The sequence below is a fragment of the Priestia abyssalis genome, assembly GCF_002019595.1.
Classification (GTDB): domain Bacteria; phylum Bacillota; class Bacilli; order Bacillales; family Bacillaceae_H; genus Bacillus_BA; species Bacillus_BA abyssalis.
Genome location: NZ_KV917369.1, coordinates 2475658 through 2494951 on the forward strand (window position 1 = coordinate 2475658; position 19294 = coordinate 2494951).

General features: G+C 38.0%; 19 protein-coding genes and 1 other annotated feature. Of the genes, 15 read left to right on the forward strand and 4 right to left on the reverse strand.

The genetic code is table 11. The features are described 5' to 3' along the window. Window position 1 precedes the first annotated feature (1 nt). The 4 genes from BK575_RS11625 to BK575_RS11640 all read left to right on the forward strand — a co-directional run bounded on the left by BK575_RS11625 (window position 2) and on the right by BK575_RS11640 (window position 2526). A complete protein-coding gene (locus tag BK575_RS11625; protein WP_078410516.1) occupies window positions 2-328 on the forward strand; it encodes an ArsR/SmtB family transcription factor in 327 nt (108 codons plus the stop codon). A 372-nt stretch (window positions 329-700) separates the two neighbouring features. Next, the gene (locus tag BK575_RS11630) at window positions 701-1261 is read left to right on the forward strand and encodes an IMEF encapsulin system ferritin-like cargo protein (protein ID WP_078410517.1); all 561 of its coding nucleotides are present in this window, start codon (window positions 701-703) and stop codon (window positions 1259-1261) included. A 28-nt stretch (window positions 1262-1289) separates the two neighbouring features. Continuing rightward, entirely contained in the window at window positions 1290-2138 is an 849-nt protein-coding gene (locus BK575_RS11635) for a family 1 encapsulin nanocompartment shell protein (RefSeq protein ID WP_078410518.1), read from the forward strand. Window positions 2139-2151: 13 nt separating this feature from the next. Continuing rightward, the gene (locus BK575_RS11640) at window positions 2152-2526 is read left to right on the forward strand and encodes a 2Fe-2S iron-sulfur cluster-binding protein (RefSeq protein ID WP_169907756.1); all 375 of its coding nucleotides are present in this window, start codon (window positions 2152-2154) and stop codon (window positions 2524-2526) included. Between the two features lie 46 nt (window positions 2527-2572). Here BK575_RS11640 and BK575_RS11645 read toward each other — a convergent pair whose 3' ends face one another. Beyond that, on the reverse strand, window positions 2573-3043 hold the full coding sequence (locus BK575_RS11645) for a hypothetical protein (RefSeq protein WP_235867476.1): 471 nt from the start codon (window positions 3041-3043) through the stop codon (window positions 2573-2575). A 172-nt stretch (window positions 3044-3215) separates the two neighbouring features. On the opposite strand from BK575_RS11645, the gene BK575_RS11650 reads away from it, so the two are divergent. Then, entirely contained in the window at window positions 3216-3938 is a 723-nt protein-coding gene (locus BK575_RS11650; protein ID WP_078410521.1) for an ABC transporter permease, read from the forward strand. A gap of 181 nt (window positions 3939-4119) precedes the next feature. Continuing rightward, window positions 4120-4884: a MerR family transcriptional regulator gene (locus BK575_RS11655; RefSeq protein ID WP_078410522.1), complete on the forward strand. Its 765-nt coding sequence runs from the start codon at window positions 4120-4122 to the stop codon at window positions 4882-4884. A gap of 120 nt (window positions 4885-5004) precedes the next feature. Here the strand turns inward: BK575_RS11655 and BK575_RS11660 are convergent, their stop codons facing one another. Next, the gene (locus BK575_RS11660; RefSeq protein WP_078410523.1) at window positions 5005-5820 is read right to left on the reverse strand and encodes a carbonic anhydrase; all 816 of its coding nucleotides are present in this window, start codon (window positions 5818-5820) and stop codon (window positions 5005-5007) included. 378 nt (window positions 5821-6198) lie between these two features. On the opposite strand from BK575_RS11660, the gene BK575_RS11665 reads away from it, so the two are divergent. Together BK575_RS11665 and BK575_RS11670 are read left to right on the forward strand one after the other, a co-directional pair. Then, a complete protein-coding gene (locus tag BK575_RS11665) occupies window positions 6199-6693 on the forward strand; it encodes a GNAT family N-acetyltransferase (protein WP_078414754.1) in 495 nt (164 codons plus the stop codon). 128 nt (window positions 6694-6821) lie between these two features. Further along, window positions 6822-7044 (forward strand) — a binding site (T-box leader). Window positions 7045-7106: 62 nt separating this feature from the next. Beyond that, window positions 7107-8810 carry a 2-isopropylmalate synthase gene (locus tag BK575_RS11670; RefSeq protein WP_078410524.1) on the forward strand — a complete coding sequence of 568 codons (1704 nt, stop codon included), beginning with the start codon at window positions 7107-7109 and terminating at the stop codon, window positions 8808-8810. A gap of 143 nt (window positions 8811-8953) precedes the next feature. On the opposite strand, the gene BK575_RS11675 is transcribed toward BK575_RS11670, so the two are convergent. Beyond that, window positions 8954-10054, reverse strand: coding sequence for a GerAB/ArcD/ProY family transporter (locus tag BK575_RS11675; RefSeq protein ID WP_078410525.1), 1101 nt, complete (start codon window positions 10052-10054; stop codon window positions 8954-8956). Window positions 10055-10377: 323 nt separating this feature from the next. Here BK575_RS11675 and BK575_RS11680 point away from each other — a divergent pair, with 323 nt between their 5' ends. From BK575_RS11680 to BK575_RS11700, 7 genes are all read left to right on the forward strand, one after another. Next, window positions 10378-10941 carry a CBO0543 family protein gene (locus BK575_RS11680; RefSeq protein ID WP_078410526.1) on the forward strand — a complete coding sequence of 188 codons (564 nt, stop codon included), beginning with the start codon at window positions 10378-10380 and terminating at the stop codon, window positions 10939-10941. A 229-nt stretch (window positions 10942-11170) separates the two neighbouring features. Continuing rightward, window positions 11171-12430: a cytochrome P450 gene (locus BK575_RS11685; RefSeq protein WP_078410527.1), complete on the forward strand. Its 1260-nt coding sequence runs from the start codon at window positions 11171-11173 to the stop codon at window positions 12428-12430. A gap of 1147 nt (window positions 12431-13577) precedes the next feature. Continuing rightward, a complete protein-coding gene (locus tag BK575_RS29570; RefSeq protein ID WP_105980607.1) occupies window positions 13578-13622 on the forward strand; it encodes an erythromycin resistance leader peptide in 45 nt (14 codons plus the stop codon). A 391-nt stretch (window positions 13623-14013) separates the two neighbouring features. Beyond that, window positions 14014-15204 carry an MFS transporter gene (locus BK575_RS11690; RefSeq protein ID WP_078410528.1) on the forward strand — a complete coding sequence of 397 codons (1191 nt, stop codon included), beginning with the start codon at window positions 14014-14016 and terminating at the stop codon, window positions 15202-15204. 111 nt (window positions 15205-15315) lie between these two features. Beyond that, window positions 15316-16770, forward strand: coding sequence for an Msr family ABC-F type ribosomal protection protein (locus BK575_RS11695; protein ID WP_078410529.1), 1455 nt, complete (start codon window positions 15316-15318; stop codon window positions 16768-16770). Between the two features lie 692 nt (window positions 16771-17462). Next, window positions 17463-17507: a hypothetical protein gene (locus tag BK575_RS29575; RefSeq protein ID WP_407984375.1), complete on the forward strand. Its 45-nt coding sequence runs from the start codon at window positions 17463-17465 to the stop codon at window positions 17505-17507. Window positions 17508-17526: 19 nt separating this feature from the next. Next, window positions 17527-17799: a Thoeris anti-defense Tad2 family protein gene (locus BK575_RS11700; RefSeq protein ID WP_078410530.1), complete on the forward strand. Its 273-nt coding sequence runs from the start codon at window positions 17527-17529 to the stop codon at window positions 17797-17799. A 200-nt stretch (window positions 17800-17999) separates the two neighbouring features. On the opposite strand, the gene BK575_RS11705 is transcribed toward BK575_RS11700, so the two are convergent. Beyond that, window positions 18000-19225 (reverse strand): IS3 family transposase gene (locus tag BK575_RS11705; protein WP_139368020.1). Its coding sequence is split into 2 segments (ribosomal slippage): window positions 18000-18934 and window positions 18934-19225, totalling 1227 coding nucleotides; the frame shifts between segments, so codons are not numbered across the junction. Window positions 19226-19294: the final 69 nt, after the last annotated feature.

Here is a 19294-nt window from a genome sequence, read left to right on the forward strand (position 1 = left end):
AATGAATTTAGAACTGCAACGATTTAAAGCCGATTTTTTCAAAGCGCTTGCCCATCCATTAAGAATCCGGATATTAGAGTTATTAGCTGAAGGAGATAAAAACGTGAACGAACTTCAAACCATCATTGGGGCTGAAGGCTCTTCCGTTTCACAGCAACTGAGTGTACTGCGTAATAAAAACATCGTCTTTGGCACAAAAGAAGGGAATCGTGTCGTGTATTCATTGAGGGATCCTATGATCATCGATTTACTAGCCATTGCCCGTCAAATCTTTAATAACCATCTTATTGATACCGTAAGTATGCTCGATAAATTAGGCGATGAATAAATCATTGCCGCTAAAACACAGAGGGGGATGAATTTCCCCCTCTGTGTTTTTTTGTAGAATTTCATTGATGTATACAAAAATGCCCGCTCCTAAAATTAATCCCTATTATTTTCTTCGCCATTAACTGCTTTATATAAGCCAATTAACTTATATAAAACGGGACTCCTACAATTTTTCATAATGTTTTTTGAAACTCCGTTAATTTAAAATTTGCCCAAATAGCCAAAAGTAAAAGGTTGTGACATACTAGCCATGGTTATTTATGCCACGACCTTACTGACATGAATGAAATGAAAAAAACAATCCATATGGAATAAAAAAGAAATTAAATGGAGATAATGGCCATTATCTTAAAAGTAAGAGGTGCGATGAATGAAGGAAGAACTCAACACTTTTTATCGAATTTTTACCACTACGAAGGATGCCATCGAAAAATTTATGAATATGCTGGATCCTGTCATTCAAAATGCCAAGGATGATCATGAACGTCTTTATTATCACCATATTTATGAAGAGGAAGAACAGAGGTTGTCGCGTCTCGCTGAACTTATTCCGCTTATTAGTAAATTTGAAAAAGAAAAAGAAGGGAATGTTTTTTCCCCGACCAATAATGAATTTAATCGCCTTTTACAAGAATTAAACCTTGAGAAATTCGGATTGCATAATTTTGTAGAACATTTGGATTTAGCACTATTTCAATTTACAGACGAGGAACGCAGCACCTTGTTAAACCAAATGAGGAATGATTCCTATCAAGATTATCAACAAGTGAAAAAAATGTTAAATGAAATCAATGAGCGATTTGACCATAACTATGTTGATCCGCATGCACATCATGATGAACACCATGATCATTTAGCTTCAGCCAATTCTGCACCCGTCATCAAATCGCCGCAAAAGAGAAAAGGGTTTACAGTTGGAAGTTTAAGATAAGCAAAGATGTAGGAGGAAGACAAAAACTATGAATAAATCTCAAATTTTCCCAGATTCACCATTAACAGATCAAGATTTCTTACAATTAGATCAAACCGTCATCGAGGCTGCCCGAAGACAGTTGGTTGGACGCCGTTTCATCGAATTGTACGGCCCGCTTGGAAGGGGAGTACAGAGTATTTTCAATGATATTTTCACGGAAAATTACGAAGCGAAAATGGATTTCCAAGGAGCATTTGATACAGACATCGAGGTTGGTAAACGGGTAAACTATACCATCCCATTACTTTACAAAGATTTTGTTCTATATTGGCGCGATTTGGAACAGGCAAAAGTGTTAGACATTCCTATCGATTTTTCTGCAGCGGCCAATGCTGCCCGTGATGTGGCCATATTAGAAGACCAGATGATTTTTCACGGATCAAAAGAATTTGATATCCCCGGGCTAATGAATGTCAAAGGCCGCTCAACACACTTGATCGGAAGTTGGTATGAATCAGGGAGCGCTTTTCAAGATGTAGTGGAAGCAAGAAACCAGTTGCTTGAAATGAATCATAATGGACCGTTTGCTCTTGTATTATCACCTGAATTATACTCACTGCTGCACCGCGTACATAAAGACACCAATGTTTTAGAAATTGAACATGTTCGTGAACTTGTGACGGACGGGGTGTTCCAATCCCCCGCTTTAAAAGGGAAGACGGGTGTTTTAGTTAATACAGGAAGAAATAATTTAGATCTTGCCGTTTCAGAAGACTTTGATACAGCGCACTTAGGAGAAGAAGGAATGAATCATCCGTTTCGTGTGTATGAAACCGTTGTTTTGCGAATCAAACGCCCTGCTGCCATTTGCACACTGGAAGATCCAAAAGATTAAGGAATGAATGTCGATGAATAAAAGAACATTAACAGTTGGATCTCTTATTCCAAAAAACTTAGTAGCTGATAAAGTTTTTAGGCCACATTCCTCTTATATGGAGGATATTAACCATACCGAGGGTCAAAAACTTAACAATAAGATTACTTTGTCTCAAAATGAAATGAGATTCGAAATCCAACCCGTGCAAGGGAATTTATTGGATATTGCTCTGGATCAAGGGCAAACATTACAGTACAAATGCCAAAAAGGAACTTGTGGAGTATGCACGGTTAAAGTGGCAGAGGGGGCTTCCTATTTGTCTCTCCCTAATGAAAAAGAGCAAAAAAAATTAAAGAGCGCATTAGATGTCGGATATCGATTAGCATGCCAGGCAGAAGTTCTTTAATAATGATAAAAAAACGAGGCTCCTTATGAGGGCCTCGTTTTCAATATTATGCAAATAAGCGTTCATTTAAATGAATGAGGTTTTCTTCAATAGGGAATGGAAGCGAAACGGCGCGTTTTTTAAGTTCGTTTATACTGATATCCCGAACAAGTTTTAGTGCTTCCTTTTTAAAAGAGTGCGTGACGAATCCATCATTGATTTCACATAACTTTCGCAAGTATTGAAGAGTATCCCGTAATAATAATTCTTTGACATGAATATTATTCAGCTGGCAAATCAGCTTATGCTGCAGTCCTTTTATCATAGCAATTTCATCCACATGTGTCATAATATTCGTTCCGCTTTCATCGATAAAACAAAGGGAAATATACTGACCTTTTGAGATGTCAATATTCGTAAACACCGGGTTATGGTAAAGTTCTCCAGATGATAAACGAATCATATCTGCTTCTGCCGCTCCGCCTATTTTACGGTGATTTGAAATCACCGTATGAATATCCTTCAGCCCATGTAACATGTTCAACAAATCATTTCCCTCCCCGATCAATATCCTATTTTGATATTATTGTATAGAAAATGATAATCATTGTCAATTGAAATTTGATAATTCTTTGATTATATCGAATTTTATAAATCGATATATATTATCTCGCTGTTAAAGAGTAAAATAAAAAAGGAGGTGTTAATTTATGGAACAAATTAGTAATCTCGCTTTATTTGTCATTCTTTTGTTTGTTTTCATACCCATCATCATTTCGATGAATCAAAAACTAGGAATGGGCAAGGATATATTATTTTCTTCAATAAGAGGGTTTTTTCAGCTATTATTATTAGGTTTTTTTATCTCTTTTTTATTTTCGCTAGAAAATATTTTTGTTGTATTTGGCTACATATTTCTCATGATGATTATTGCTTCTTTCAATGCATCGAAGAGAGGGATAAACCGGAAAAGATCTTTTTTTATTCTTTTAGGAGGGATTACATTATCCGTTATCATATGTATCAGTGTGTGGCTGCTCTTTGGTATCATTCCTTTAGAAGCACAGTATTTGATTCCGGTATGCGGAATGCTTATTGGAAATGCAATGATTGCCGGGGCAGTGGTTTTGGAAACAATGAAAAACGATGTTGAATTGGAAGAAGAATTTCTAAAAAACAGAGCGATCAAAATAGCGATGATTCCAACAGTGGATATGTTAAAAACAGTCGGGCTCATTCAAATACCGGGGACCATGACCGGCATGATTCTGGCTGGTGCAGATCCGTTTGGTTCAGTAAAGTATCAAATTTTTATTATTTTTACGTTATTAGTTGTATCATCCTTGGCAGCCATTATGGTGTGTTTATTGAACTATAAATATATTATTAAAGAAGTTCATACATCTAATGAATTGGTTAAGAAAACTGTTTAATCGTTTATCATTTTCCGAAAGAATCCCCCCGCTTCAACGAAATAAGCGGGGGATTTCAATGCTGCCAGGTGGAGGATGAATAAACTTGATTTTAAATCCTTCCTTTAAAATATTTTCTCAAAAACCTATTTACATTGACGTTGCGTAAAAGTGTATAGTGATGTTGTCAGGAGGTGAGATGATGGAATATACCGTGCAAAAACTAGGGAAGTTGGCGGGTATCAGTACCAGGACACTGCGGTATTACGATGAAATCGGACTTCTTAAACCGGCACGAGTGAATTCATCAGGTTATCGAATTTACGGTCAGGCAGAGATCGACAGGCTGCAGCAAATTCTTTTTTACAGAGAACTCGGTGTCAGTTTAGAAAACATTAAGAATATCGTAACGGCGCCCTCTTTTGACGCCACAAATGCACTGAGAGAACATCGTGAAAAACTTTTGGCAAAACGAGAACAATTGGATGTGCTCATTGCCAATCTCGATAAAACAATAGCTGTAAAGGAAGGGAGAAAGACAATGACAAATAAAGAGAAATTTGAAGGGTTTAAACGAAAAATCATTGAGGAAAACGAGGAGAAGTATGGAGAAGAAATCAGAGAAAAATATGGAAATGATACGGTTGAAAAATCCAATGCGAAGCTAATGAATATGACGCAAGAAGACTATGAAAAAGTGACAAGTCTCGAAAAGCAAATTAAGGAAACATTAGCACAGGCTTTGGAAACCGGTGACCCGACAAGTAACATTGCACAAAAAGCAGCGGATTTGCACAAGCAATGGCTTACATTTTACTGGGCTGAATACAGCAAGGAGGCCCATGCAGGTCTTGCGCAAATGTATGTAGACGACGAAAGGTTTACCGCATATTACGATGAGAAACAACCTGGAACCGCTGCCTTTTTAAGAGATGCCATCCATATTTATACAGGAATGAGAAAATAAATCATACACGCAATCCCTTATTTTTACGTTTTTATGAAGGGGACTTTCAGGAGGATGATTCAAAAAGCTTTTTCTCTTTGAATCATCCTCTTCTTTTAGTTAATTAATGTATAAATTAATCTAGTTCTTGATAATTTCACGTTCGTTTATAGGTTGAACGGGACGATGGTTATCAGGGAAAATTTGTTGGAACGCTTGAATTTGTTCTTTTGACATCTCCATTGGCTGTTCAAAAACAATCCATTTTACTTCTTCCGTACAAGGAGGCGTCGTTAACGAACCATTGTAATGGAAAGATGTTTGATTTTGAGGAAGTAGAGCTTGTAAATCAACCGGCTCTTTTATAGAAATATCTTTTTCTGTTTCTTCCTTCGGTAATGCCTCCCAAACCGAGGCCAGTTTTTCGCTTTCTTTTCCTTCTTTAATCATGACGCCGAGGACAGCAAGCTTCCCATTCGCATCTTGGTGTACAAGATGCAGTTCCATATCATAATGCTGGCCATTAAATTGATGCTCGCTCGGAGTATGAAAGTGAAATTGAGCGAGTTTGTATTCAGTTCCTTCCACGACAATGCTGTTCGTTGGTGTTGAGGCATTGGCTTGTACGGTATGCCCATTGTTGGCTAGTGAAAAAGGTGTCGGCTTATACTGAATTTGAATGTTTTCTAGTTTTTCACTTGCTTTCACTTGAGAGAATTCGATATTGATAGGGGATTGTTCACTTCCATTGACACAAGCTGAGTAGGAGCGATCCAATTCACCCCAATGTTCAGGACCGGTTTCCCCTGTGTAAGACCAATGGGCAGTATGTGTACCATTTGCCTCTATTGCTTGTTCTTCTTTAGGTGCTGCTGTTTCCTTCGTTTGTTGTGAACAAGCCCCTAATGAAAAACTTAAAGATACGGCTAAAAACGGATAAACAAGCTTCTTTTTCATTACTAGTCATTTTCTCCTTCCATTTTTTTCTTTATTTTTCACATAAAACACAATACTAAAAATTCGAAAAAATTACAAAGCATTCTTTACTAAAAAACGATCGTATTCGATAATTTAGTGAGAATATACTAGAGGTTCATCGGCAAAAAGAATGAATATGTGACAAATTCTTCATACTTAATAACTATATAGATCGATTTAGAAAATCCGACATGGCTAAAGAGCCGCCATACCAAATTTTCGAAGCCCCTGAGAGCAAATTCCAGTTGTCCGAGTCACCGGTTGTGATACCTCTCGATTGAATGAAGATGTGTCGAGCTATTAAGTGGAATATAAGCTAGATTAGAAATACGGTTTAACTTTGGAGGAATGATGGATATGTTGAAAATACGAAACGTAAAAATGAGTGATTTACCTGAACTTGTAGCCATTGAACATCGGTGTTTTACGAAAGAAGAAGCTGCAACGAAAGAAGCGTTTGAAAAACGCATTCAAATAATTCCGGATAGTTTTTTTGTGGCTGAAGAGGATGGTGTGATCATGGGGTTAGTCAATGGGCCGGTCATTGAAACAGCCTTTATTACAGATGACTTATTTAGTGATATAAAGGAAAATCCAGCGTCTGGCGGTCATCAGAGTGTTTTAGGATTAGCGGTGTCCCCTTATTTTCAAAGACAAGGTGTGGCATCGGCGTTACTTTCACATCTTGAAAAAAAGGCAAGAGAAAACAATCGTGAAACGATTACACTCACTTGTAAAGAGAATTTAATTGGCTTCTATGAAAACCATGGATATCTCAACAACGGCGTTTCAAGTTCTGCGCATGGTGGAGTCACTTGGTACAACATGAGTAAAACATTACATTCGATGTAATTAGAGACGTAAGATGATAAAAGAAATACAAAATGCCTATAAAATTGAGCGAATTTATAAAAAATAATGAAAATATAATTGACTAATATAAAAATATATAATAAGATAAGGAAAATTTAAAAGATTACGAAAACACAGTGATTGGGAGTATTAAGGAATATTTATTGTTTAGAGAGCTGTCGGTTGGTGAAAGACAGTCAATAAATTCCCCAACTCGCCCATGAGTGGTAAGGCTGATATGTAGGTCTTAACGGTTGACGACCGTCATCAAGTCATAAAGCGGGTTCGTTAAGTGTGATTAAACGAATCAAAAAGAGTGGTACCACGCAGGTAAAGCCTGTCGTCTCTTATGAGATGACGGGCTTTTTTATTTTAAATAAAATCAGTATGATCTATGAAAGGATGGTTATCAAATGAAAAATGTTAAAAAGTATTCTAGAGGTTATTTTATGCCCCCGGTCACAAGCTTGAAGTGGACACAAAAAGAGTATATTACTGAAGCTCCTATGTGGTGCAGTGTAGATCTTCGAGACGGAAATCAGGCTTTGGTCGTCCCGATGAGCCTGGAGGAAAAGTTGGAGTATTTTCAACTGCTTTTGAAAGTAGGATTTAAGGAAATTGAAGTTGGTTTTCCCGCTGCATCTGAAACAGAATATGCTTTTTTGCGTACGTTAATCGAACAAGATTTAATTCCTGATGATGTGACCATTCAAGTGTTAACACAATCAAGGGAACATATTATCGAAAAAACGTTTGAATCGCTTAAAGGTGCGAAAAAAGCGGTGGTGCATCTGTATAATTCAACATCGGTGGCACAACGTGAGCAAGTATTCAAAAAATCCAAAGAAGAAATTATTGACATAGCGGTGACCGGTGCAAAATTACTTAAGAAATATGCTGCTGAAACGGAGGGGAACTTCCAATTCCAATATTCTCCTGAAAGCTTTACCGGTACAGAACCGGACTTTTCACTTGAGATATGTAACGCGGTGCTCGAGATATGGCAGCCTACAGCGGATAATAAAGTCATCATAAACTTGCCAGCTACTGTTTCGATGTCGATGCCGCACGTTTATGCGAGTCAGATTGAGTATATGAGTGATCATTTGAACTACAGAGAGAATGTCATCTTGTCACTGCATCCTCACAATGACAGAGGAAGCGGCGTTGCAGATGCAGAGTTGGGAATGCTTGCCGGAGCGCAAAGAGTTGAAGGAACACTGTTTGGAAACGGAGAAAGAACAGGAAATGTGGACATTGTTACGCTGGCATTGAACATGTTTTCTCACGGTGTAGATCCTGGGCTTCATTTTGAAAATCTTCCGGAAATTGTTGCTGTATACGAGCGCATGACAAGAATGAAAGTAAATGAAAGACAGCCATATGCCGGAAAGCTTGTATTTGCTGCCTTTTCAGGTTCCCACCAAGATGCGATTGCCAAGGGTATGAAATGGAGAGAAGAAAAGGATGTTGAGCAGTGGACGGTTCCTTATTTATTGATTGATCCGCAGGATATTGGCAGAGAGTATGAAGCAGATGTCATCCGTATTAACAGCCAATCCGGAAAAGGAGGAATCAGTTATGTGCTTGAACAGCAGTACGGACTCGAGTTTCCTCCTCAAATGCGAGAGAGCTTCGGATATGCGGTTAAAAATGTATCGGATCACTTGCATAAGGAGCTTATGCCAAATGAAATATATGATATTTTCATGAAAGATTATGTGAATATTAAAACTCCGGTTGAATTTATCAATTACAGATCGACTCAAAATGATGATTACCGAACTGTCGTCTCCATTCGAATTAATGAAGAGATGCAAGAAATTACAGGAGAAGGAAACGGAAGACTGGATGCCGTCAGCAACGCTCTTCAAAGTAAGTTTGGCATCACTTATAAAGATTTGGTGTATAAGCAGCATGCCTTAGAAACAGGATCGAAATCAAATGCTGTATCGTACATTGGTTTAACCGCTCACGATGATACGGTTTATTGGGGCTGCGGGATTGACTCGGACATTACAACTTCTTCTGTAAAAGCATTGTTTAGTGCCATGAACAAAATGATCGTCAGTTTACAGCTTCCGATTGACAAAGAGTATTCTTTAATAAAGAAATAAACGGCAAAGTGTATGAAGCTAAGAATAGTTGATTCTAGGTCAAAAAATATTCATCGGTTTATCACAAATTCTCTGTATTCAAAAAAGGTCGGATATGTTTGGATATCCGACCTTTTTGATGACTGTTAAAGAACACGCATCTTTTAGGATGACTGAGAAGAAGTCCTTATTTTTCGCATGAACATATACATTAGAAACAGCAAGGGAATATAGACATAGTTCAAATAAAAAGTGAATGTTCCATTCCAATTTCTCAGCAAATCAAACTCTTGACTATCATCTATAAAATGAGAAAGCACTACAATAAGAATCATAAAGAAAATGAGCGGATATTTTTGTTTCACCGTAAAGATATCTTTTACTAAGCGGCTTGCGCACCATAAATACTGAATCACGCTTGGTATAATGACGAGAACCCACGAAGAAACAATGACAATTTCAAAACGCTGTATGGTACTAAACTCAAGATTGGAGGCCATCGTTAAAAATGGCCAAATGAGCGTAGACAATTGCTTTTCGCTGTAAAAGAGAAAGCACATGAATGCGGCAAACAAATATAAGAAAGCTGTAACGGCATTTCCTAGATAAGCATAACTTTTCGATTTTTGCCCTTCTTTAATAAATGGATAATAAACTAACACGGTTTCAAAGCCGCTGAAGTTCAATGACATAGATTTTGAAACACTCCAAAACTCTGAAATAGTATGGGAAGGAAGAAAAGAAAGATTTCCAAATTGAGCATAGCTCAGTGTATAAAACACTGGAATAATAATGAGAAAAGTAAAAATCACTTTAAAAAAACACATTCCCACCATGACATGAAAACCACCTGCAATGGTGTAATAAAGGAGCACCAAAATGATTAAGGTTGGAAGCCATGTTGGAAGGGATGGAAAAAGCCATACTTGCATGATTGTCACATAATCACGTAAAACAATTAAACCTACCCATACAAACTGAATGATAAATAAAAACGTAAATAACCTTCCTAGCCATTTCCCAAACACGAATAGGTGTATTTGAAGGATATCCTGATGTTCATACTTCAACATACGAAAAATAAAAAAAAGGCAAATATGAGCCATCAAACTAGCTACGATTACACCTATCCAACTATCATAACCCGCTTCCTTTACAATCATCCGTTGAAAAGTTAATATTCCAACCCCAATTTGAGCGGAATGAATGATGAAAAATAAAAAGAAAGAGTTCACTTGAAAGCTTGGTCTAATTTGATTTGGCATCTCCTCTTAAAATCCCCTTTGAGTTCGGCTGTAATTTTCCATATCATGCAATCATTATTATTCTTTGAATGGCGAGAGGTTATACCTGAGTCATTATTGGTGCAATGTATAAATCCCCTGCCTAAAAAAACAGAATTCCTAATGTGAGGAATTCTGTTTTTTTAGCAGTTTAAGTAAGAATTTACACAAACCTATTACTGTTCCGCTTAAACCTTTCTTGATATCTCACATATCATTTGAATAAGAAAAGGGAAAGAGGATGAAAATATATTTTTAATGAAGGGACGATACTTTGCAGATTTCATATACAAAGGAATGAGAGAATGGTTATTCCAGAAGAAGCTGCCAAGAAAATAGATGATATCTATAAGATATTAGCTTTGGCTGATAAAAAAGATCATAAAATTTGGTTTGACTATGTATTTCTATCCTGGCCATGGTGGCTTGGGGTTATGCTTACGATGGTTCCTTGGGCTTTTTGGTGGAAATTTAGAAAAAAAGAGAGCACAAGTCGATTATTGTACGGAGCATTTTTTATCATAATAATCTCGATGTTTCTAGATTCTTTTGGAACGGAATTGGGCTTTTGGGATTATAGATATGAACCTATTCCATTTTTGCCATCTTTTTTACCTTGGGATTTAAGTCTTCTCCCAGTGTCTTTTCTTGTTCTCGTGCAAATAAAACCCAATCTTTCTCCCATTTCAAAAGCCATCTTCTATTCCACTTTTAGCACACTTATAGGAGAACCTTTTTTTGAATGGTTAGGGTTTTATAAAGTAATAAACTGGAATCCCTTTTTTTCATTACCTATTCATTTTTTAATATTTCTAATTGGCTACTCCCTTGTTACAAGCGAGAACTTTGAGAAGCTAAACAAAAAATGAAGTATTCATAAGTAAGGCAGCGTTCATGTTTTGCGGTAAAGATTGTAGCCCAGGACGTGAATCGAACAAAATTAAGCTTTATTCGACTGGAGATGTGTATTTTATGCATTTCCCAAAATGAAAAAATTAAAGATTGAAATTTGTTTGGGGGTCCAAGTCTTTTTGCGACTAAACAGGGGAAAATTTACAAAGAATAAGGCCATTACTATGAAAAATGGAGATGTATTATATGTCAAATACAGATCAAATGCCTCGGGAAGAAGGAATAGGTTCTACCTTAAATCTTATGGAAGAAGGATACAAGTACATTTTGAACAGACGTCACCGTTTTAATTCTGATATTTTCGAGACTCGTTTGCTTGGAAAGAAAGCAATCTGCATGGGAGGAAAGGAAGCTGCGGAAGTTTTTTATGACACTGAGAAATTCAAAAGGAAAGGTGCAGCACCAAACCGGATTGTGCAAACATTATTTGGCAAGAATGGTGTTCAGGCGTTAGATGGACAGGCCCATAGACATCGCAAGGAAATGTTCATGTCGATTATGTCTCCTGACGAAATTGAAAAGCTAACCGACATTACAAAAAAACAGTGGGAGATAGCAGTGGGTAAATGGGAACAGATGGATAAGGTTATTCTTTATGAAGAAGCGAAGGAAATTATGTGCAGGACAGCCTGCCAGTGGGCAGGTGTACCGGTACAAGAAAACGAAGTTAAGAGGCTGACAAAAAATTTGGGGGCGATGTTCGAGTCGGCAGCTACAGTTGGCCTAAATCATTGGCTAGGAAGACATGCACGGAATTACGAAGAAATATGGATTGAAGAACTTATTGAAAGGGTTCGTAAAGGGAAAGTGAATCCCCCTGATAATACCATATTACACAGATTTGCCTGGTATCGCGATTTGGAAGGGAATCTTCTCGATATCGAGACCGCTGCTGTAGAAGTGATCAATATTTTGAGACCGATTGTAGCGATTGCTATATTCATCAATTTCATTGCGCTGGCAGTGCACCATTATCCGGAAGAAAGGGAGAAACTTAAATCTGGCGATGAAAAGTATGCTCAGATGTTTGTACAGGAAGTTCGCCGTTTTTATCCATTTTTTCCGTTTGTCGTGGCGCTGGTAAAAAAAGATTTCACCTGGAAAGGCTATAAATTTGAAGAAGGAACGTTAACCTTGCTGGATCTTTATGGCACAAATCATGACCCTAAAATTTGGAAAGCTCCTGGTTTGTTCATTCCTGAACGGTTTGCAAAATGGGAAGGAAGCCCTTTTAGCTTCATTCCACATGGGGGTGGTGATTACTTTATGGGACATCGTTGTGCTGGGGAGTTGGTCACCATTGAAGTCATGAAAGTGAGTCTTGATTATCTAGCGAATCGAATGGATTATGAAGTTCCTGACCAGGATTTAAGTTTCAGCATGATTAGCATGCCAAGTATTCCCCATAGTAAAGTAGTAATCAAAAATGTTAAACAGAGGATATAATTTATTTCTACTCAATGATTGTGAGTAATTAGCTTATAAAATGAGTGCTAAAGTTCAATAAGTGAGAAACGGCTTCAACACGGCATTTGCTCTTCAACAATCGGGCGCCTTTCTTTGTGCGAAATGTTCCTGGCTCAAATGAAATGTGGTCACACATTTTCGGTAAAGGTCAGGCAGTTTTAGATTTCTAAAACTGAAGGGTTATGTCGAGGAGTCGAATGAGGAGGTAACGCTCTGAAAGGCTTCCCCTGCGTCGAATAGCACGCTAATCAGTAAGGAAAGGCGTGTTATAAGCTCGACTAATAGGCATGAGAATTTACCGTAACAGTCTGGCTGACGAAAGCCTACCCGATGGGGTGGTGTAAATCATGGTGCTTGGGTTGAACAGATAGGGTGAGAATGCAATGTAAATACAATAAGATACGGTATTGCTGACGAACTTCTGAATGTACGGGTCTAGACGCGCATTATATAGAAATGTATTTACTACTAAATGTAGGGTTAGCTGTGGATGAGTAAGAATGAAGAATATGAAAATCTATCTTGTGTTACAGGCACATGCAAGGCTAACAGGCTCATAGGAAGCACCTAAGTTTGTTCCATAATAGATGTAACTCAACGTTGTAAGCTGATAACGTGGAGAGCTTACTCTCGGTGAAGCGTTGGAAAGGAAAATAGTCGTGAGAATAGCGATTGTATAACTTTTCTTCATATCAGTGAAAGTGGTGGCACAGTACCAATGAAATGTCTAATCCACATGGAGGGATAGCCACTAGACTAATGAAGAATCAGTTAATCATGTAAGGCAAGTCTTTATCGGTTAATAAGGTTCTCGTAAGACTAAAAGAGGTTTACCTCCCACGGGAGGCACCGACTTATTGAAACGAAAGAGTTGAGACACATAAAGTGTTGATGATTAAATTGAATTGGATTAGTTGGAACGCCGTATGAGGTGAAAGTCTCATGTACGGTGTGAACAGGGGGAAAAGGGAGCGATAACTTCAAACCCTTACCTATCTGTATAGTAATAAGGTGTCCTTTTGTATTGGGCCATCTAATGAAAGAAATACTATTAACCTTTGACTTTTTCTAAAAAAAAGTATATAATGAGCACTGTACTTTTACACTTAAGGAGGATTATTAAAAAATGACACATTCTATGAGACTACGTTTCCCAACTTTGAACCAGTAATTGAATATGGTCAAAGGCTCTGTTTGTGTATGCAGAGTAAACGGGATTAGTCTGTCCTTTTTTAATAATCTTCATTTCAAATATAAACATGAAATGTGAAGAAAGGCGGATCGTGTTGCCTTTCTTTATTTTTGTGTAATTCCCCTTTTTTATTTTAGCAAAAGGGGTTATTTGGAGACAGCACTACTAGCTTAGCTCTATTCAAAAAGGATGGGGTGTATTCCCTTTACTCTGAATCACAGACATATTGTCTGTGATTTTTTATTTTCTTTTTAAAATGATTGGAGGCATTTTATATGATGATGTTACTTTTCTATTAATACGAGCTTTCGTTTTCAGCTCGTATCGGTGAAGAATCGATACGTAAAAATTTTAGGAGGTATCGATTATAATGGAAAATAAAAATTGGAAACGTAAATTTATTGCAATATATACAGGGCAGTTCTTTTCATTACTAAGTAGTGCGGCTGTTCAATTTAGTATTATTTGGTGGTTAACAGAAACAACAGGTTCTCCACTTGTATTAACACTGGCAGGGTTGGCTGGATTTTTGCCGCAAGCATTGGTTGGACCATTGGCTGGAACATTGACAGATCGTTACTCTCGTAAAATGATGATGATTCTGGCAGATATGACTGTTGCGCTAGGGAGTTTACTCTTATTTACATCGATGTATTTTAGTGAGCCAAGTATTACCCTAGTCGTACTCGTTTTAGTCGTCCGTTCACTTGCAACTGCTTTTCATATGCCGGCAATGCAAGCTACTGTACCATTGCTTGCACCTGAAGAGCACCTTACAAAGGTTGCGGGTTGGGGACAGACGGTAAGTTCAGTGTCAAATATTGCAGGACCAGCAGTAGGTATGTCATTACTTGCCGTTAGTTCGCTTGAATGGGTGTTATTGCTAGATGTTTTAGGTGCTGTTATAGCCAGCAGCGTTTTATTATTTATTCGCATTCCAAGAGTACCAAGAACAGAAGAAAAGGGTTCTAGCAGCTTTATGGTTGAAATGAAAGAGGGATATGACGCTCTTGTGAAGCATCCCGCCTTGTTGAAGTTAACAATCATCATGACCGTTGTAGCTCTTCTTTACATTCCTCTGGGCACGTACTTTCCACTTATGACACGTAATCATTTTGAAAAAGGTGTCGTAGAAGCAGGAATAGTCGAGATCGCCTTTGCCGTTGGCTTAATAGCAGGAGGTTCAATACTAGGTGTACTAGGAGATCGTTTTGATAAAGTCAAAACTCTTGTCTCAGGGATGATGTTGATGGGCGTTGCATTATTCATTTCTGGTATGCTCTCATCGTCATTTTTCTATATCTTTATGGTGCTGAGTGGTTTAGTGGGTTTATCCGGTCCATTGTTTTCAGCGCCATTCTATGCCTATATCCAAACAGAAATCGAACCACACTTACTGGGGAGAGTATTTAGTTTGGTTACAAGTCTATCGTTACTAGCGACACCTATTGGGTACGCGCTGGCTGGAGTATTGATTGAATTAGCGAGTGTAGCCGCACTATTTTCTATAACAGGTGTTTTAATTATTCTAAATGCAGTTGCGGCAATGAAGACGAAGTAGGAGGGGAAAGCCGTGCAATTCTTATTATTTTATTAATACGAGCTTGAATTAGAAGCTCGTATCGATTCTAGCTATCGATACGAAATCATAACATTTCGGGAGGTAGCAAAGATGGAACAAATTTGTTTTGAATTAGAAAATGTCGAAGTGACCTATTTAGATAAAGAGGTATTAAAGATTGAACGATTAGCTGTCCATCAATTTGACCGCATCGGTATCGTCGGAAAAAATGGAGCAGGGAAAAGTACGTTATTAAAGTTGCTTGCAGGTATTGTTCAACCATCAAGTGGGAAAGCGAATCGTCACGTAGAATGTGGTTATTTTGAGCAAGTTGAAGCTCCAACAGCCGCAGAAGCTGATCCAGCGTTACTCGGAAAATTAAATGTTCCACAAAATTCTGATCAGCTAAGTGGCGGGGAGCAAACAAGGCTGAAGCTTGCACAAATGTTTACTCATTATTACGAAGCGTTACTAATCGATGAGCCGACAACACACTTGGATCAAGATGGCATTTCGTTTTTACTTGATGAACTTATGTTTTACTATGGAGCGCTTATATTAATTAGTCATGACCGTGCTGTACTAGACAAACTCGTCACAACGATTTGGGAAGTACATGAAGGCAAGGTAAACGTCTATTCAGGAAATTATAGCGAATACATGGCTCAAAAGCAGTTAGAACGTGAACAACAGAGTCAAGCTCATGACCAATTCATAAAAGAAAAGAGTCGACTTGAAAAAGCTGCGCAAGAAAAAATAAAAAAGGCTGAAAAAATCGCTCAAGCTGGAAGTATGTCAAAAAAAGAATCAAAGTCAAAAGCGAACCGTATGTTTGAGTCGAAATCTAAAGGCACGAGTCAAAAAGCAGTGCATCGCGCAGCAAAAGCGATTGAACAGCGAATGAAGAAATTGCACGAAGTCGAAGCTGTACAAGAGGAAAGGCAAATCGTGTTCCGTCAGTCGAAGGCAGTGGAATTGCATAATAAGTTCCCGATTATGGCAGACAGACTAACCCTTCAAGTGAAGGATAAAATATTGTTGGATGAAGTGAGTTTCCAGCTGCCACTTGGCAAAAAAATAGCGATTACCGGTGCAAATGGTAGTGGTAAAAGTACATTGCTTTACCATATAGCGAATCATGGTGCTGAATTAACCATTTCACCCAAAGCAAAAATGGGTTACTTCCGTCAAATGAGCTATCAATTTACGAGTGATGAAACGGTACTGCAATTTGTGAAAAATCGCTCAGAATACGATGAAGGATTTTTACGAAGCGTTTTACACTCGATGCAGTTTGTCGGTACAGATATACTAAAAAGTGTAAAGTCATTAAGTGGTGGAGAAGCTATTCGCCTCCAACTTTGTCAGCTGTTCTTAGGGGAATATAACATTTTATTGTTAGACGAACCGACCAATTTTTTAGATATCCATGCCATTGAAGCATTAGAACGTTTTATAGCTGTATATGAAGGAACTATCATATTTGTATCGCATGACCAATCGTTCATTAAAAATATTGCAGACGTAAAGTATAACATTCTGGAGAAAAAATTGATTCGAGAGTGATTTCAAATTAATACTAGGATAAGCCGCCAAGATATTCTCAGTAACTTATCCTTCCATCTGTCTGTTTTAATTTTTGCGTTTTCAGTCACCCTTAGTTATTAAGGATAATCAAAAAATGTATACACTTGAAAATGGTCAAAAAGCCATTTATATGGTTGACCGACTTTTTAATTTTTTAGTTTTTGAAAACCTTATCCAGTTCCATATTCTTCTTAAAATTAACAGTGGATTAAAAAAGAAGCTTGTACGCATTTACCGATAGGGCTTTAATCGCTAAAAACAGAAATAATAGTCAATTAAATTTCCAAAAGAAAAAGGGGCAGGTATACAAAACTTGCTCCTTTTGATTTTTAAAGTGGACTTTGGCTTTGTAAAAACCACTGCGATAATCGCTGTCGAATCAAGCATCGCTGGCAACATGCGAGCTACCTACAATGATCAAGTAGTGAGTATGGTTAACATCTCTAGTGCGGCTGGTGTTGCCAGGTGGACATCGAACAGGTACTATCCCAGATTAATTTGTATAGGAATGTTCTACTATGTAAGCTGTTTCAGATAAAAAGTATGTAAGACAAGGTGACAGTTGTAACTCCCAAGCTACCGAATGGCTTTATAATTGTAGAATCATCTGCATGTATGGATCCGGTGAAGAATGATGAACAGAAATCTGCAAAAAACGGATTGAAGACAGAGTGTGGATGCTAAAAGGATACATGCTGCAGGAACAACTTTATTAGAAAAGGGGAGTCATGAAGTATGTTTACTACAGTTGTAGAAGAAAGTCTTACTTATGGACAGGCCATTGATAAATGTATCCATGAGGGAAAGAAAATCTCTCGTTCTATATGGGGAGGATATTGGTTTTATGAGGAAAATCCATCGTTCGCCAAGCCTAAAGAGGATGGCTATGTTAGAGCGTGGGAAATGAAAGGTGTCATCGTCGCAGTATCCAAGAGTATGGATGGCCTTATTCCTGCCACTCCTTTTTTAGAAGATATGTTAGCTACTGATTGGCGTGTAGTTGAATGAAATACTCCTTATCTAGGTTACGTCTTTACCGTAAATGTAAAGGCGGTTTTTGGTGTTTTTAATTATTAAAAGCAGTATGTAACGAACGGTGTTTTTACTGAAATCGGGTTAACCCCCTAATTTTGGACACATACTACTCTTAGCTCATTATTTCATAGAATTGCTCTTTATTTTAGGTGAGGCAAGAAACTCATCCTGCCTCATACTCTCACTTCTTTAATCGTTAGCTCTTCTGTTTGGTTTCGTTGATAAAATTCATTTGGTGCTAAATCTAAAATACTCGAATGGATTCTTCGATTATTGTAGAAATCCATGTATTCAGCCACCTCATGATACGCATCTGCGTAGGAATGAAAAGCGAACCGCCTCAAACATTCATACTCTAGTAATCGGTGAAACGACTCGATATGGGCATTCATATTCGGTGTTCTCGGCGGAATGCGTTCATGTTCGATGTGGAACGTTTCACAGGCTTTCTGAAATGCCAGAGAAATAAATTGTGGGCCATTATCCGTTCGGATGACTGGCTTTGTTTCCCTTTCAAATTGCTGACGTTTAAACAAGGCACGCTGCACGAGTTGGCCAGCATCGTATCCGGTACAATGTAAACCGATATGATAATCAATGATGGAACGGTCATATACATCAATGAGCGACAGAATAAAGAAGAAACGCTCTTCGCCTTCGATGTAGCCGTATTTAATATCTGCTTCCCACAGCTGATTCGATTCAGTGATGATCCGGTTCCTTGCTAATTTTCTTGGATAGTGGAACTTCACTTCTCGCTGTGGCTGTAGGATATCGAGCTCCTTACATAACCGGTACACTTTCTTTTTGTTAATCTGTAGCGCATACTCGCTTCGAAGACGGAGGCACAACTTTCGATAGCCATAGACACCGGCTTCGCCTGAGATGAGTTCCATCAGCCATTCCTGTATTTGTTCATCCGGTATCTTCTTGCCGTTCTTAGTGAGTGAATAGCCCGGAATCGGCCGGCCCTCACTTACTGACTTCTCCTCTTTCTTATGTTGATAATAATACGTAGAAGGAGAAATCTCTAAAATCTTCAGGACTTTGCGGACGGCATACCCTTTCGCAATCCACTCATTCGCTACTTCAAGCGTTTCAGTAAGTGAGGGTTCTTCTTTTTTAGTACGTCACGGAGAATGGCGATTTCTAAATCCTTTTCGCCTAACAGCTTTTTAAGCTGGTCATTCTCATCCTCCAACTGTTTGATCTCTAAGGGAGAAACGATTTCTTGGACGGAATAATCTAGATTGCCTTGTTCCTGAAAAGCTTTTACCCATTTATTTACGAGATTGGGACTGAGTTCATGACGTCTCGCGACCAAAGCTTTATTGCCAGTTTCAATGGCTTCTTGTACCACCTGTTGTTTAAATTCAGCAGAATGTTTTCGTCTTTGCATCAAAAAATCCCCCTTATTTTGGCTACCTCAAGTATAAAACTACTCTTAGCAGGTGTCCAAATTCATTAG